Here is a 14,128-nt window from a genome sequence, read left to right as displayed (position 1 = left end):
CAAAAAAAGAAAGGGAGCTGGTCAGCTCCCTTTCTTGTATTAATTCAAAGTATATTCGACGGTTTGTTCTTCGGTTATCGTTTCGTAAGAATCACCATTCATAGACTCCCCAAAAACTAATTTCACCTTGTTTATATCCGTATGCTTTAATAAGAAGGCATCCTGGTATTCTTTGTTTACTTTACCAATAAACATAGAATCCATGTCAGCATCATCAATTAAGAAATCTTTTAACTGTCCATCGATTTGCTCACCTTTATCGGTCACAACATTCATTAGATCATACCATTCCACGTTATCTTCTGATGTATTTTCAGCCGTATATTGAACTTGGACATAGGAAAAACCTTCTTTTAGTTTTGAGGCTTCCACATCTGCCATAAATGACAAATCCTCTGCAAAATCATCATTCACTTCACTAAATTCAATAACTTTAATATCCTGGACAGTGATGGTTAAAGGTGCGATGTCAACAGTTTCATTAACCTGCTTTATTTTAGTCAGCTCTGCCTTCCCTGCTTCTGATTCAGCAGTCTGACCCACTTCTAACAATTCAATGTTTCCATCTTCGTCTTTCTTTGGTTCCGAAGGTTCCTCTTCCTTCTTCAAAGGTTCTTGCTCTGCCTGTTTCGGTTCTTCTTTATCTTCGTTATTGGCTGCTGTATCCTCCGTACTCCCACATCCAACTAATGCGATTAGGATTACAACAACCAAGCTTGACCATTTTAAATTCTTCCACATATATACTCCCCCATATCGTCATACTCAGTTAATTATATACTCAAGATACATAAATTACCATAGGAATAATCTGTAGTTGACATACTAGTGCATTGGGGAGAAGTACGGGTCTTTTACTATTCAACTTTTGTATAACCCTGAGGATCAAAGTTACGTTAAAAGACTTTTTACCTGAAGCCGTAGTAAGTTATGGTGACGCTTTATCATCACTAGAAAAAAGGGAGGCACTTTTGGTAGGTGATGCAGTCCCTACCCCTTGTATGGTAAATATAAAAGATGATTGTCCTACTCCTAAATCTTATGATATAGATTTTTACTCAGAATGGAGAAACGATTGGAAAGATGTTGTTTTATCTGAAATAGTAAATAATATCAATAAAGAAAATGTATAAAAGAAGTTTGAATGATAATAGGGTCGGTCCTAGTGTTTCTAAAGGTAACGAAGCACTAGGACCGACCTGCGTTATCACATAGAAATCCATTCCGTACCTACACGCTGCAAGTTAGATCCCCAATCCTCAGGCGGCGGCACATCACTAACAACAGCATAAACATCTTCCAAATTAGACATCTTCACATACGTCCTCATACCGATCTTAGAAGAATCCGCCAGAATGTAAGATCTCCCCGACTGTTCAATCAGCTTCCTAGTGAAAAGCGCCTTGTTCGGGTCGAAGCTTGTGATCCCATGATCGATGTCGACACCATCTGTGGCAATGAATGCTTTATTGACGTAGAAGTCTTCCATCATTTTTTCAGCGATTGGACCGGATGTACGCAGGTGGTCGACGCTTACTTCACCGCCGATGAAGATGACGCGGGCTTCGAGTTCTCTGCGTTTCGTGTATTCCATCAGCCGGTTCAGGGCCGGGATGGAGCTGGTCATGATGGTTAAGTTTTTCTTTCCTCTTAAAAAAGGAATCATCTGCAGCGGCGTGCTTCCTTCGTCGATGACGATGGTGTCGTGATCTTCGACTTGATCAGCGGCTGCTTGGCCGATGGTTCTTTTTTCTTCGATGTGTATCGATTCTCGTTCATAGTGCGGCAGTTCGTTGGACGTTTCGTTTCTTACAGCTCCGCCATACACTTTTTTCAGTTTCTGTTGGTTTTCCAGGTCATCCAGGTGTCGTCGAATGGTTTCGGTCGACACGTCCAGTTGTTCGGCAAGTTCGCTCACTCGGACTTTGCCTTGATGTTCGAGCATTTGTAGTATTTTTTGTTTCCGTTCTTCTGCGACGAGTGACAACGTCGTCCCTCCTAACGTGACAAAAACCTTCCTTTCTTTCCATTATACATGAAAGAGGGGTACGCTAGGTTTCCTCTTTCATGCATGAAAAGTCGAAGGGTTCTTTATTTGGTAACGGGTTCGAGCCAGTATATACTCTCTCTTGTAGCTTCAAGCAATGCTTCTATATCTGAGGGGTGAATGTCCCCGATATTACCGATTCTGAATGTCTTCAGGTCGGTTACTTTTCCCGGATAGATGACAAAACCGCGGGATTTTAACTCTTCATAGAAGCGGTCAAATTGGAACGACTCATTTTCCGGATAATAAAACGGTGTGATGATCGGCGACTGCCACTCATCGGGGAGAAGGGGCGTGAAGCCGAGCGCACGCATCCCATCGACGAGTGTCCGTTGGTTCTGCTCGTAGCGGTTCTGTCTCGCCGGAATACCGCCTTCCACCTTTAATTCTTCGAGTGCCTGTTTGAACGCCCTAACAGTATGAGTCGGGGACGTGTAGCGCCACTTCCCTTCCTGGTCCTCCATTGTTTTCCATTGTTCAAACAAGTCGAGCGACAGCGAGCGGGCCTGACCTTCGCACTGCTGGATGGCCTGTCGTTTAGCGATGACAAAACCGAAACCAGGAACGCCCTGGATGCATTTGTTGGCACTGCTGATGACATAGTCGGCGTCCATGTCCGTGATCGACATCTGGATCCCGCCAAAGCTGCTCATGGCATCGACGATGAACACCTTATTGTAGCGTTTGACAATATCTGCGATGTCGTGGATCGGATTCAGGAGACCGGTCGTCGTTTCGCAATGGACGACGGCTACATGAGTGATCGCTTCATCTTCCTTCAGAGCGGTTTCTATTTTTTCTAAGTCAGGCTTTTCTGTCTCTCCGTATTCAATCGTACATACGTTCAGCTTGAGCCGTTCGGCAATCTCAGCGATGCGTTTTCCGTACGCGCCGTTGACGAGGACACACAGTTTTCCATCGTCAGGGACGGCGGTGGAGATGACGGATTCAACACTGAACGTGCCGCTTCCCTGCATGAGCACACTGGTGTAGTCTTGTTCTGATACTCCGGCGAGGGATAAAAGGTCGGAGCGGATCGACTGGACGAGGGACTTATAGTCCTCATCCCACGTGCACCAGTCTTTCAACATGGATTCTCTCACTGAAGCGGTCGTTGTTAAAGGACCTGGAGTGAGCAGTAGATAGTGATCATGATTTTGCATACGTATTCTCCTCTCTTAGCTGCACGTCTTCAATCGCTGATTCCAGAATGTTCAGCGCTTCGTCTAAATCTTCGTGTGATAGGTTTAATGGCGGACAGAGCTGCAGGACGTTTCCTTTTGAAACTTTGAAACTGAGTCCGTGATCTAAGCAGTGGTACATGACCGCTTCTGCTGCAGCTGTTGCTTTTTCTTTCGTTGTACGGTCGGTAACAAGTTCTACGGCAAAAAGAAAACCGATGTGCCGGATATCTCCTATAAGAGAATAGCGTTGTTTCCATTCTTCCAAACGCGCTTTCATTTTTTGTTCCAGGAGGGGAAGATGCTCCAGTAGCTGTTCTTCTTGAATAACGTCGATCATCGTTAAAGCTGCTGTAGCCCCGAGTGGGCTTTTTTCGTGGGTGTAATGACCAAGCGATGTATCTTTTGCGACATCTAAGGAATCATCGACGAGTAAGGCTGCCATTGGATAGACGGCTCCGCCTAATCCTTTTCCGAGTACGACCATGTCAGGGACGATGTCGTAGTGCTCGAATGCGAACCAGCGGCCGGTCCTTCCCATACCGATGGCGGTCTCATCGAAAATGAGTTTCACATCATATTCCGTACACAGGGCTCTTATTTTTTTCATAAACGCATGGGAAGGAAGTTGTACGTCTGTATTCCGTACGGTTTCCATCACGAATGCGCCGATGTCTGGGTCTTGTTGGAACAGGTATTCGATATGTGAAGCGAGCTGTCGATCATCAAGGCCCGCCCCCTCCCAGTTCGGCCGGTAGTTCTGAATAGGGGGAACATGGATCGCGCCGGGAAGGAGCGGACCTATTTGGCGACGGAAATGAGCTTCACCTCCAACAGACAAGGCATCCATCGAAGCTCCGTGAAACGATTCCCACATCGAGACGGTTTTGTGTTTCCCTGTCGCGATCCGCGCAAGCTTCAGCGCCATACCGATGGCAGAGGTAGCTCCAGGTGCGAACAACGATTTGTTCAAAGGATCCGGCGCAAGTTCGGTCAATCGTTTCGCGAGTGCGATGGCGTTACGGTTCGTGTAACGTCGTGTTGAGAAACTGAGAGTATCGAGCTGCTGTTTCATCGCTTCAATGACCCTCGGGTGTTGGAAGCCGATTTGATGGACGGCATTGCCGTGAAAGTCCAAGTATCGTTTTCCTTCGATATTGTAAAAGGCAGAACCCTCTGCACGCTCAATGACATCCAGGCAGGGTGTTGATAGCGATTGATGTAAAAAGTAGTGCTCATCCTCTTGAAGGATTTGAGTGGTTTTGTCTGAAAGATGTTCGTTCCAAGCCTGGCGGAGAGGGGACTGGTTGACGTCCCCTTCGCCGCGGTACAGCTTAGGCATACGCACTCACTTCTTCATTCATCTGCTTTTCAATTTCATCGATACGTTCAGGAAGATCACTCATGTCGGTTATGACATAATCGGCACCGGCTTCAAGCAACGTTCGCTTGGAAGCTTCGATTTTCGTCTGAAGGAGGACGGGATCCATTTCTTCGACTTCCTGTTGGGAGAGGCCAAGCGTGCTGCTTCCTTTGACGACCCCAATGGTCCACGTCCCTGCGTTACGACCTTCCTGCATATCCGTTTCCGTGTCGCCGACTTTGATCATCTGACTTGTCGGGAAGACGTTCAGTTGTTTCGCATTTTCATAGATCATCCATGGATAAGGGCGTCCGGCAGGTACCTCGGTGGAAGCGACGATCGTGTCCGGCTCGTATCCTTGTTTCTTCGCTTCACGGGCGACGATTTCAATCATTTCTTCTGTGTACCCTGTGGTGGATCCAATTTTAATGCCGCGCTCTCTCAATTGTTCCATCACTTCGGTCACGTGTGGAAGCGGTGTGGCAAATTGGTAGAGGCCGCGGAATAACAGGTCTTCGAAATCTTTGTACATCGCTTTGATATCTTCCTCTGTCGGCTCACTTCCATTGGTGTTCGTCCATTCGGTGCGCACGCGCTCCATTTCAGTAATGGCGCGGATGTGATCGATTTTCAATAATCCCATCGGCTTACGCGCTTCATCGTATGTGATCTGAACATCACGCTTGTTGAAAACCTCGATAAATACTTGGACGGGGGCGAAGCAGCCGTAGTCGACCGTTGTTCCGGCCCAGTCAAAAATGATGGCTTGAATGTTTTTCATATTAGATCCCTACTTTTCTTTTTTTAATAGATTTGACAATTGTTTCATACGCAACACGGACGATGATGTTGGTAACGATAATCAGTAAAGACATCGCTGCTGCCGGTGCAATGTCCCCAGCATCGTTCATGTTGACGATGGCGATAGAGGCAAGCTTCCACTCCGAGGAGTACAGAAAGACGACCGCGCTGATCGTCGTCATCGAGTTGACGAACAAGTACATCATCATTTCGAGAATCGCCGGCCAGGACAGAGGCACCGTCACTTTGGCGAACGTTTTGTAAAAAGGAACCTTCATCGTCTCAGAGATGGCTTCGTATTCCGCATCTTGTTTCTTAAGAGATGTCGTCGCTGTGATGAACGACACCGAGTAGAAGTGGATGATATTCGCGAGGACGAGAATGATCATCGTTCCGTACAACCACTGAAAAGGGTTGGTGATTTCCATCGACGTAAACGGGATGCTGATTGCCGACTGGTTAAAGAAGAAGATGAAGGCAAGACCAATGACCAGTCCAGGCAGGGCAATCGGCAGAATTGATAGAAAGTATGATACTTTTCTAACCCATGCCAGGTGACGCGATTTTTCAATTAAGTACGCGCCGATAAAGATGATCACCGTTCCGATGACAGCCGTGACCGCGGAAACGATCAGGCTATTGTAGAAAGGCTGCAGCCCGTCTCCCGCCACTGATCCGAACCCGAAGTGACGGAGCGTCAGCGAGAAGTCGTAAGGCCAGACTTTTACGAAAGCGGCAGCGATAATCGCAAGGAACAAAGTGATGATGCCGATCGTAATAGTTGTACAGTACGCCGTGAACAGACGGTCGCGCACAGGGTTTACTGGTGTTTTGTACGGAGTTGCCTTCGAACTGATGCTCGACTGCTTCCGTTGGATCCGCTGATCGACGATAAAGGCGATCACGGCTGGAATGGTTAAGATGATGCCGACGGTTGCTCCCATGGAGAAGTTTTGCTGGCCGATCACCTGCTTGTACACATCAGTTGCGAGCACATTGTACTGCCCACCGACGACTTTCGGAGCACCGAAATCGGTGAAGCTGAGTGTGAAACTGACGAAAAAGGCGCTTACCAGTCCATATTTGATGCTTGGGATGGTGACTGTAAATAGCTTTTTCAATGTTCCTGCGCCCATCGTATCCGCCGCTTCATATAAACGTTGATCGGCGGTGGATAGCGAAACTTTTAATATCAGGAAGGCTTGCGGAAAGGTGAAAATCACCTCGGATATCACAATGCCTTTGAATCCATAGATATCAAAGTCGGACTCCTGCCAGCCGAACCACTGCTCGAATAGTCCAAAGAACCCGGTGGTGAATACGCCGTTGTTTCCGAGTAAATAGACGAGAGCGATGCCGTACATCATGGTCGGTGCGAATAAAGGCAGCAGGGCCATATACGTAAAGAACGTTTTTCCTTTCATCTTCGTCCGTTCAATCGCATAGGCGAAAAGAAAGGCAAGACTGACCGAGAGAATCATCGTGATCGATGCGACCGACAATGTATGAACGGCCGATTGAAACAAGCTGGGAGAGGAAAAGTAAGTGATGAAGTTCTCCGCTCCGATGTATTCTCCCTGGGTGTTCTGCATCGCACGTTTCAACAGCTCGATGACGGGGAGGATGATGGTCGTTCCGAGTCCAACGAACATGAGCAGGAGCAGTATGCGTTGGATGTGCGCATCTTTACTTAAGGACTGCCTCACGACAGGTTCCCGGCTGAATAAAGATTGTAGTGCTGTAATCATGATGGACCTCCTAGGTGAGCACAGGCTGCATCGTTGTTATGGGCTCGGGCTGGCCGTGAAAGAAGATGACCTTATCTTCCTGCAGTTCGGCATAGACCACTTCGCCCACAGCAAGCGGCTGTTGTTTGAACGTATCGGTATCGATATCAGCATAGAGAACGTTGTCCTTCGTCGTCTGTCTCAGCACGACACGATAGGAGCTGCCCCGGTACTCTAAATTCTCAACCCGGGTGGGGAGGGAAGAGGCGGACGGCTGGATGTGAATCGTCACATGCTCCGGGCGGACCGCTACATCTTGTTTTTCCCCGTTCGGGATGAGCTGATCGCCGACGAAATTGACCGCCCCGATGAAGTCTGCAACAAAGGGGGAATTGGGGCGGTCATAGATTTCCTGCGGTGTTCCGGCCTGTTCGATTAAGGCATTGTTCATGACGATCATCCGATCCGCCATGGATAGGGCTTCTTCCTGATCGTGCGTAACCATCACCGTCGTAATGCCTAACTGTTTCTGCAGACGTTTGATTTCGTTTCTTAACTGCAAGCGGACTTGAGCATCCAGGGCGGACAGCGGCTCGTCCAGCAAAAGGAATTCCGGGTTCATCGCCAGGGCACGCGCTAAAGCGACACGCTGTTGTTGTCCACCGGATAATTGGGCAGGGTAACGGTCAGCCATCTTTTCTAAATTGACGAGCTTGAGGTTTTCCAGTGCCGTTGCTTTGCGCTGCTTCTTGGAAAATTGTTTAGGGTTCAATCCATAGGCGACGTTTTGAGCTGCTGTTAAATTCGGGAATAAAGCATACGACTGAAAGACGATGCCGAAATTCCGCTCAGCCGGAGGAAGGTGTGTCATATCCCGGCCATTCATCAGGACGCCTCCCGCGTTTGGCATTTCCAGTCCTGCCAGGATGCGAAGGAGCGTCGTTTTTCCGCAACCGCTTGGTCCGAGCAAGCAGATGAATTCTCCTTTTTCAATCGAGAACGATATATCTTTCAAAGCGGTAAAGTTTTGGAACGTTTTGGTGATCTGTTCGACAGCGAGATGATTCATGATTGGACTCGCTCCTTTTTCATGAGATAATAAGAGACCGAAGGCGGGAAGACCCGCCCCTTTTGGTACAAAAAGTTTGCCGACTTCCGTTGTACCTTACTCTTTAGGGGCGCTCTTTCCGTCATATTTTTTTGTCCATTGTTCAAGAATGACGTCGCGGTTCTCAGCTGCCCAGTTAAAGTCGTTTTCAATCAACTGCTCTTCAGGGTTCTCAGGGAAACCTTCAGGAACCGGCTTGTCCGTTGGTACGGAAGTGATCGCGAAGTTCTCGCTGTATTCTTTCATCGCTTCATCAGAAATGGCCCAGTCCAGGAACGTCTTAGCCGCTGGTTTGATTTCCTCTTTCTTCACAAGAGCGTTTGCTTCTAAATCCCAGCCAGAACCTTCTTCAGGGAAAATGGTCTTGATCGGCTCTCCTTTTTCCGCCTGTGTGATCCCACGGTAACCGAAAGAAATTCCGATTGGATATTCCCCTTGTCCAGCAAGTTTTGCCGGCTTAGAACCTGAGTGTGTGTACATGCCGATGTTCTGATGAAGTTTGTCCATGTAATTCCACGCTTCTTCTTCGCCCATTTGCTGCATGAAGGCAGATACGGTTAAGAATCCTGTACCTGAGGAAGCCGGGTTAGGCATAACAATCAAATCTTTGTATTGTGGATCAAGCAAGTCTTCATAGCTTTGAGGGATATCCAGTCCCATTTCTTCCATTTCCACTGTGTTGACAGCGAATCCGGTCATCCAGGCGTTGATACCGACCCAGTGCGGTGTTTCCTTTGAATCTTTGTATTGAGGAGCTACACGGTCGATTCCTTCCGGTGCATATCCTTCAAGCATCCCTTGCTGATCAGCGACAAGCAGGCTCGTTGCGGCTGTTCCCCAAACAACGTCAGCGACAGGTGCATCTTTTTCAGCCAAAAGCTTTGAGGTAATGACACCTGTGGAGTCGCGGACGATATTGACTTTAATGTCTGGATTTTGTTCACGGAAAGAGGTTAAGTATGTTTCGATCATGTCATCTTCGAGCGCGGTGTACACCGTAATTTCTTCTTTCTCTTCTGCGTTTCCACCTGAGCAGGCTGCCACAAAAATCAACAAAAGTGTCATAACAGTCAACATTAATTTCTTCATCATTTTGAAATCCTCCTTAATTTTCCACAATCTATAAAAATAACGACAACGTTTGAAGATGTGATTGATTCTTCGCTAATCCCTCCTATCTCTTACTGCATCTTCACTATAAAGCCTGTTTGTAAAACCAGTATTAATGATGTGTTAAATGTGTGTTTTGTTGTGTTTTTATGTTGTTTATTGTGGTTTATTGATGTAATCCGTGGAGAATAAGGGATGTTTTAGAAAGGTAATTGATGATGAAAAGGCGGGGGGATGAACGGTAAGGTTAGAATCAATAAGAAACGGTTAGCTTTTTAAGCGGGTGTTTTAAGTGGGTGACAATCAGAGTTTCGATGACGGCCAATCGGAGAGTTCCGATCATTTCAACATTATGGAAAACGTTTGCAAAGTTGACACAACTGACTTCGTTCAAATCAGGAAATGGTGATATACTAAGAGTGTAAAGAAGATAACAAAAACAAATAAACAACTTAGGTGGCTCAACCATCGCGAGTTCGTTTCCAAGCGAACGAAGATTACCGCCGATGAAAGAATGTTCATCCGTACAATGAGGGTGAAAAGCAGTCTTGAAAGGGGCAGGTGATCCAGTTGCCTACAGAGGATAGGTGACGGGGAGGTCTTGATACGATGATTCCCTTTAGAGTTTGAACCGAGGGAGGAGTAAGGAATTGAAGAGACTTCCTTAGCTGGTGCTTTCTCTCTTCTTTTGAAATAATGGAAGAAGAAGGGGAAAGAGAATGGGACTTAACAGGAGAAGGAGACGGATTCTTTGAAGAATTGTCCTTCGAGAAAGTCTGGAATCCAAAAAAAATGTGTAGGATCAAGGATGATTCTTACATGGTTGGGTCACCTAAGTTGTTTACTTTGCCCCGGCACTTTTTTAAGTGCCGGGCTTCTTTCTGCCCAATGAAGTTGACGGTCCTGCAGTAAATCCTATACGGACTGGATCAGCACCACTAAGCAATTCATTGCTGGTTATTTGTAAACGTTTGCAAAGTTGACACAACTGACTTCGTTCAAATCAGGAAATGGTGATATACTAAGAGTGTAAAGAAGATAACAAAAACAAATAAACAACTTAGGTGGCTCAACCATCGCGAGTTCGTTTCCAAGCGAACGAAAATCACAGCCAATGAAAGAAGATTCATCCGATGTATGGGATGAAAGTCCATTCTTGATTGAGGCAGGTGTTACAGCTATCTACAGATGGTAGGTAGTGGGGGAGAGGCTTTGTAAGACGATTCCCATTTGAAGTTGGATCGAGGGTTGAGTAAGGAAACAAAGAGCATTTCCTTAGCTGGTGCATTCTCTCTTCTGTTGAAGTTAAGGAAGAAGAGGAAGAAAATCTGACTTAACCGGATAAGGAAACGAATTCTTCGTAGAATTGTCCTTCGAGAAAGTCTGGAATCTAAAAAAAGTGTAGAATCAAGGATGATTCTTACATGGTTGGGTCACCTAAGTTGTTTAATTAAGCCCCGGCACTTCCTTAAGTGCCAGGGCTTTTTTTTATGTACCTGGATTTCCTGAGATGTTAGACATCACGGTTAATTAGAGGAGCTTAGCTGCCTTAACTTGTTTTCAATCTCCTGTATTACAATGTGATTGGTTTTTACTCTTGCATAATGTTTATTTTCCCCTTCTACAATGTGCCACTTACTTTCTGGGGGAGACGTGTGCTGAAACATATCCTCTACAGCTTCTTCATAAATATCCCACTTTGCACGGTTTCTCCAGTCCTCATCTGTGATTTTCCATCTCTTTAAAGGGTCTTGTTCTCTTTCTTGGAATCGTTTCAGTTGTTCTTCTTTAGAAATGTGCAGCCATACTTTGATGACGACATATCGATCTTGAGCAAGGAGATGTTCAAATTGAACGATTTCGTTGTAGGCTCGATTCCATTCGGATACAGAAGCGAACTTCTCGACTCTTTCCACAAGAACGCGGCCATACCAGGAACGATCAAAGATCGCTATTTTCCCGTACGGTGGAACCTTGTTCCAGAAGCGTTTGAGGTAATGGTGTCTCTTTTCATTCGTGGAAGGAGCGCCAATGGCATGGACCTCAAAACCGCGTGGGTCGAGTCCGCTGGTCAGCCTTTTGATTGCGCCTCCTTTTCCTGATGCATCCCAGCCTTCAAAAACAACAATAACGCCTAACTGGTTATCGTAGATGGATCGCTGCAACTGGAGTAACTTCAACTGTGACTGTTTCATTCCCTCTTTATATTGCTTTTTGTCTATGTTCAAGGATAGATCTACAGATTCCAGCATACCGTTCTCTCCTTTGAAGTATTTGGTTTTAAAATCCCTTTCTCTCCCTATTCATCAGGAATAACCTGAAACCTTTTAATTACAATTCCAAATAAGTAAACGTTTACAAAACGGACACAACTTTCAGCGTTAAAACCCGTATACGGTGGTATAATAAGAGTGTAAAGAAGATAACAAACAAGCATAAACAACTTAGGTGGCTCAACCATCGCGAGTTCGTTTCCAAACGAACGAAAGGCCCCGTCAATGGAAGGACATTCATCCATTTAATAAGGATGAGAAAGTCTTGAAAGAAGGGGCAGGTGAAAAAACAGACCTGCGGATGGCAGGTCGTGGAGAGGTCAGTGTAAGACAATCCCCCCAATGAAATGAGATTGAGCGTTGCGTAAGGAAACAAAGAGAATTCTATTAGCTGGTGTTCACCTTTCCTTTGCAAATCACGAGAGGTGGAAGGAAGGCAAATTCGGCTTAACCGGAAAAGGAAACGGATTCTCAGAAGAATTGTCCTTCAAGTTAGTCTGAATTTCAAAAAATGTGTAGAATCAAGGATGATTCTTACATGGTTGGGTCACCTAAGTTGTTTAGTTTCACCCTGGCACTCTACAGTGCCAGGGCTTTTTCATTTCAATATTTTGGTGCTGGATACGCTGATGGAACCAGCACTGGTCCTTCTCATTTCTTATCCCTGGGGAACCAACGCTTACTGTATTTTTTTACGGGTGATGTATTCAGATACGACAAAAGCTAGGTCGTCATTTCCATAGAGGGACAATACTTCAAGCAGAGTCTCAGGATCAACGTGATCGGACTCCTGCTTCGGTACGGTCAGCTCCAGGGCATCGATCAGTTCTTTATTTTTATCTTGATAGGGATAGGCCTCTTGATAAATGGCTACAGGATCCAGGTCATGGTTGATGCACCACTGGGCAAAAAGCAGAATCATCATTTTTTCGCCTTTTTGATAATTACGAATCACTTCTTGTTCATTGTTCCGATCCACATGGCATGCCTCCTTTGTAAGCGGGTGACTTTTTATTTCGTCCACTCTCAGCAGTAGACTATTTTCATCTACCTCATACCTCCCATGATAGCAGATATCTATTAAATCGTGGTCCATTGTCTAAAGCCGCATTTATTGGTTTGTCTTGAAGTGGAATCGATATCCACATGACAAATAGTAAATCGGTGACTGTTCCTATTGTATCCCTGGATTAACGGAGGGGAGGGGGGCAGGCTATTCTTCTGCGGGCTACAGGAGAATGACCTGCAAAACGGCCAGACACATGGAAAGAACAGCCGGAATAACCTTCGTCAACGTCCAGCCCCGCATCGTTTCCATAAGAGGGTCTAATGGATTGTTCGTCGGGGAAGCTAAGTAATGAATCCAGCGGCTCTTGCGGCTGCTTTCCCATTCGAAATTTGGAACGTCCACCTTGTATTGGTTTAACTGATGCTTCAATTGTTCTTCTCGTTCAAATGGATTTTTCTTCATTACTTTTCACCTCGAGATCCTTTTTTAGTAGTTGAATAGCTGTATACAATCGTGACTTGACCGTACCAATGGGAAGATCCAGAATACTAGAGATTTCTGCTTGTGGAAGGTCGTGGTAGTAGGATAAGAGAATAACTGCCCGATGAATGGCAGGTAGCTTGGAAACCGCTTCCTGTACCGTCATTTTGTCTTCTTGGGAAAAGGTGTCGGCCGGCTGTGGTGTTAAAAATGGTAGAAGGGATTTCCATTTCTTACGGCGATTCAATTTGGTAATCATGATGCGGTAAGCGATTTGAAAGAGGTACGCTTTAAGTGTGCCTCGCTCTGAATTGTATTGCATTTTGTTAAGTTGCAGTTTCACAAAGGTATCTTGAACAACGTCCACACTGAACGGTTCGTCTCGGGTATAGCGGTAAATAAACGAGTACAGAGGCTCTTTGTACAACTGATATAGTGATTTAAGAGCATCTTTGTTTCCATGCTGGTAATCCCTCATCCAGTCTTCAGCCGTTTTATTCAAGGGTTCCTCCATAGCGGGCGCGGATGGATTTCAGGGTGTTCGATAGTCGCAAAAGCAGATAGATGAAAGCTACGATCGTCCAAGCTTGCGATTGATTCGTGAAGAATTGGACATAAACATTGTCTACCGTCTGCCCTGATGAAATCAGCAAGTTAAGCGCCTGTACGCAAATGATGGTATAAATGACCAAAGCGAGCGTCAGCGTATCGAACACATTCCACCTTAGGAAAATCGTCGTTTTATGATAATCAATTTTTCCGTTCTTCCTTATGATGTGTTTTCTTTCCAAAGGAATCATAATCCCTAAAATAATAACCATCCAAATTCCAACAACAATTAATGAGACGATCCAGCCTGCATCCATTGCGAACACCTCCAAAGGTTCTTTTACTAACTATACCAATGAGACAGCGGGATGGTTCACATAAAATTGAAAAAAGTGGAAATGGTTGGTGTCAAGTAAAAGAGAGGGGTTTTTTGAGGTGATTTAAACCACTACAACATACATGTAGATCGGGCCTGTCCCC

The 14,128-nt window shown here is 45.7% G+C and carries 16 protein-coding genes; 3 read left to right on the top strand and 13 right to left on the bottom strand.

Annotated features, from left to right (window positions below):
- Positions 1 to 39: 39 nt before the first annotated feature.
- Positions 40 to 741: a hypothetical protein gene (locus tag ACQ4XT_RS01945; protein ID WP_446852275.1), complete on the bottom strand. Its 702-nt coding sequence runs from the start codon at positions 739 to 741 to the stop codon at positions 40 to 42.
- A 230-nt stretch (positions 742 to 971) separates the two neighbouring features.
- Between ACQ4XT_RS01945 and ACQ4XT_RS01940 the strand changes: the two genes are divergently transcribed.
- A complete protein-coding gene (locus ACQ4XT_RS01940; protein WP_446852274.1) occupies positions 972 to 1,133 on the top strand; it encodes a hypothetical protein in 162 nt (53 codons plus the stop codon).
- A gap of 74 nt (positions 1,134 to 1,207) precedes the next feature.
- Here the strand turns inward: ACQ4XT_RS01940 and ACQ4XT_RS01935 are convergent, their stop codons facing one another.
- The 7 genes from ACQ4XT_RS01935 to ACQ4XT_RS01905 form a co-directional block, all read right to left on the bottom strand.
- Positions 1,208 to 1,987 carry a DeoR/GlpR family DNA-binding transcription regulator gene (locus ACQ4XT_RS01935; protein WP_446852273.1) on the bottom strand — a complete coding sequence of 260 codons (780 nt, stop codon included), beginning with the start codon at positions 1,985 to 1,987 and terminating at the stop codon, positions 1,208 to 1,210.
- 104 nt (positions 1,988 to 2,091) lie between these two features.
- Complete coding sequence (gene phnW / locus ACQ4XT_RS01930; protein ID WP_446852272.1) at positions 2,092 to 3,210, bottom strand: 2-aminoethylphosphonate--pyruvate transaminase; 1,119 nt, start codon at positions 3,208 to 3,210, stop codon at positions 2,092 to 2,094.
- Positions 3,197 to 4,570 (bottom strand): (R)-1-hydroxy-2-aminoethylphosphonate ammonia-lyase, encoded by a 1,374-nt coding sequence (gene pbfA, locus ACQ4XT_RS01925; protein WP_446852271.1) that lies wholly within the window; start codon positions 4,568 to 4,570, stop codon positions 3,197 to 3,199. Before pbfA ends, phnW begins: the two co-directional genes overlap by 14 nt.
- A complete protein-coding gene (phnX, locus tag ACQ4XT_RS01920) occupies positions 4,563 to 5,372 on the bottom strand; it encodes a phosphonoacetaldehyde hydrolase (protein WP_446852270.1) in 810 nt (269 codons plus the stop codon). Before phnX ends, pbfA begins: the two co-directional genes overlap by 8 nt.
- Position 5,373: 1 nt before the next feature.
- Complete coding sequence (locus ACQ4XT_RS01915) at positions 5,374 to 7,140, bottom strand: putative 2-aminoethylphosphonate ABC transporter permease subunit (RefSeq protein ID WP_446852269.1); 1,767 nt, start codon at positions 7,138 to 7,140, stop codon at positions 5,374 to 5,376.
- A gap of 10 nt (positions 7,141 to 7,150) precedes the next feature.
- On the bottom strand, positions 7,151 to 8,191 hold the full coding sequence (locus ACQ4XT_RS01910) for an ABC transporter ATP-binding protein (protein ID WP_446855551.1): 1,041 nt from the start codon (positions 8,189 to 8,191) through the stop codon (positions 7,151 to 7,153).
- Positions 8,192 to 8,284: 93 nt separating this feature from the next.
- Positions 8,285 to 9,292 carry a putative 2-aminoethylphosphonate ABC transporter substrate-binding protein gene (locus ACQ4XT_RS01905; RefSeq protein ID WP_446855550.1) on the bottom strand — a complete coding sequence of 336 codons (1,008 nt, stop codon included), beginning with the start codon at positions 9,290 to 9,292 and terminating at the stop codon, positions 8,285 to 8,287.
- A 341-nt stretch (positions 9,293 to 9,633) separates the two neighbouring features.
- Here ACQ4XT_RS01905 and ACQ4XT_RS01900 point away from each other — a divergent pair, with 341 nt between their 5' ends.
- Positions 9,634 to 9,762, top strand: a complete 129-nt coding sequence (locus tag ACQ4XT_RS01900) for a hypothetical protein (protein ID WP_446852268.1) — start codon at positions 9,634 to 9,636, stop codon at positions 9,760 to 9,762.
- Positions 9,763 to 10,863: 1,101 nt separating this feature from the next.
- On the opposite strand, the gene ACQ4XT_RS01895 is transcribed toward ACQ4XT_RS01900, so the two are convergent.
- Entirely contained in the window at positions 10,864 to 11,589 is a 726-nt protein-coding gene (locus ACQ4XT_RS01895) for a polyphosphate kinase 2 family protein (protein WP_446852267.1), read from the bottom strand.
- 196 nt (positions 11,590 to 11,785) lie between these two features.
- On the opposite strand from ACQ4XT_RS01895, the gene ACQ4XT_RS01890 reads away from it, so the two are divergent.
- Complete coding sequence (locus tag ACQ4XT_RS01890) at positions 11,786 to 11,956, top strand: hypothetical protein (RefSeq protein WP_446852266.1); 171 nt, start codon at positions 11,786 to 11,788, stop codon at positions 11,954 to 11,956.
- Positions 11,957 to 12,289: 333 nt separating this feature from the next.
- Here the strand turns inward: ACQ4XT_RS01890 and yxiS are convergent, their stop codons facing one another.
- The 4 genes from yxiS to ACQ4XT_RS01870 all read right to left on the bottom strand — a co-directional run bounded on the left by yxiS (position 12,290) and on the right by ACQ4XT_RS01870 (position 13,965).
- On the bottom strand, positions 12,290 to 12,589 hold the full coding sequence (yxiS, locus tag ACQ4XT_RS01885) for a protein YxiS (protein ID WP_446852265.1): 300 nt from the start codon (positions 12,587 to 12,589) through the stop codon (positions 12,290 to 12,292).
- Between the two features lie 249 nt (positions 12,590 to 12,838).
- Positions 12,839 to 13,081 carry a hypothetical protein gene (locus ACQ4XT_RS01880; RefSeq protein WP_446852264.1) on the bottom strand — a complete coding sequence of 81 codons (243 nt, stop codon included), beginning with the start codon at positions 13,079 to 13,081 and terminating at the stop codon, positions 12,839 to 12,841.
- On the bottom strand, positions 13,062 to 13,577 hold the full coding sequence (locus ACQ4XT_RS01875; RefSeq protein WP_446855548.1) for an RNA polymerase sigma factor: 516 nt from the start codon (positions 13,575 to 13,577) through the stop codon (positions 13,062 to 13,064). The genes ACQ4XT_RS01880 and ACQ4XT_RS01875 overlap by 20 nt, the downstream gene beginning before the upstream one ends.
- 16 nt (positions 13,578 to 13,593) lie before the next feature.
- Positions 13,594 to 13,965: a group-specific protein gene (locus ACQ4XT_RS01870; RefSeq protein WP_446852263.1), complete on the bottom strand. Its 372-nt coding sequence runs from the start codon at positions 13,963 to 13,965 to the stop codon at positions 13,594 to 13,596.
- Between the last annotated feature and the right edge of the window lie 163 nt (positions 13,966 to 14,128).

The sequence above is a fragment of the Halobacillus sp. 12SKB genome, from assembly GCF_052941655.1.
Note: the sequence above shows the minus strand (reverse complement) of the source record. Positions and strands in the feature narration are given on the sequence as shown.

Excerpts from the sequence above, each read along its gene's own strand:
- ACQ4XT_RS01945 (WP_446852275.1), bottom strand. The coding sequence starts at position 741 with ATGTGGAAGAATTTAAAATGGTCAAGCTTGGTTGTTGTAATCCTAATC.
- phnW (WP_446852272.1), bottom strand. The coding sequence starts at position 3,210 with ATGCAAAATCATGATCACTATCTACTGCTCACTCCAGGTCCTTTAACA.
- pbfA (WP_446852271.1), bottom strand. The coding sequence starts at position 4,570 with ATGCCTAAGCTGTACCGCGGCGAAGGGGACGTCAACCAGTCCCCTCTC.
- phnX (WP_446852270.1), bottom strand. The coding sequence starts at position 5,372 with ATGAAAAACATTCAAGCCATCATTTTTGACTGGGCCGGAACAACGGTC.
- ACQ4XT_RS01915 (WP_446852269.1), bottom strand. The coding sequence starts at position 7,140 with ATGATTACAGCACTACAATCTTTATTCAGCCGGGAACCTGTCGTGAGG.
- ACQ4XT_RS01905 (WP_446855550.1), bottom strand. The coding sequence starts at position 9,292 with ATGACACTTTTGTTGATTTTTGTGGCAGCCTGCTCAGGTGGAAACGCA.
- ACQ4XT_RS01895 (WP_446852267.1), bottom strand. The coding sequence starts at position 11,589 with ATGCTGGAATCTGTAGATCTATCCTTGAACATAGACAAAAAGCAATAT.
- ACQ4XT_RS01880 (WP_446852264.1), bottom strand. The coding sequence starts at position 13,081 with ATGAAGAAAAATCCATTTGAACGAGAAGAACAATTGAAGCATCAGTTA.
- ACQ4XT_RS01875 (WP_446855548.1), bottom strand. The coding sequence starts at position 13,577 with ATGAGGGATTACCAGCATGGAAACAAAGATGCTCTTAAATCACTATAT.
- ACQ4XT_RS01870 (WP_446852263.1), bottom strand. The coding sequence starts at position 13,965 with ATGGATGCAGGCTGGATCGTCTCATTAATTGTTGTTGGAATTTGGATG.